The organism is Corynebacterium sp. UMB6689 (genome assembly GCF_030215295.1).
GTDB classification, from domain to species: domain Bacteria; phylum Actinomycetota; class Actinomycetes; order Mycobacteriales; family Mycobacteriaceae; genus Corynebacterium; species Corynebacterium aurimucosum.
On the sequence record NZ_JASOLS010000095.1, the window covers coordinates 1 to 329 of the forward strand.

At 52.3% G+C, this 329-nt stretch carries 1 pseudogene; it reads right to left on the reverse strand.

The window, feature by feature from the left end:
• Window positions 1–231: pseudogene (locus QP363_RS12810) on the reverse strand (hypothetical protein); the annotation flags it as partial.
• Window positions 232–329 lie beyond the last annotated feature (98 nt).

The following is a 329-nucleotide window of genomic DNA, read 5'->3' on the forward strand; positions in this document are numbered from 1 at the left end:
AGCATCGAGCGTTTCCTCGAGGAACTTAACTTTCCGCTCAGTTACGTAATCAGGAAGCGCGTGCACGATTGCCTCGCGATCAGGAAATTCCGCGCGTACCTCGGCGACGGGAAGCTCCGCCAGCTTAGCCACGGATTCCACAGTAATAGCCTCATCGCCCTCGGCCGCCCCGATATGCAGCGCAGACTCGAGCATAAGCCCACGAGGTGAGTCTTCATAAAGAATATGCATATGGATTCCTAAGTCTGCTTACACTGAGCAAAAAAGAAAAAGAGAGGATGGGAGGGCGCCACACTAACAGCTTCCTGAATTTTAGCCTTTCCCTTAAC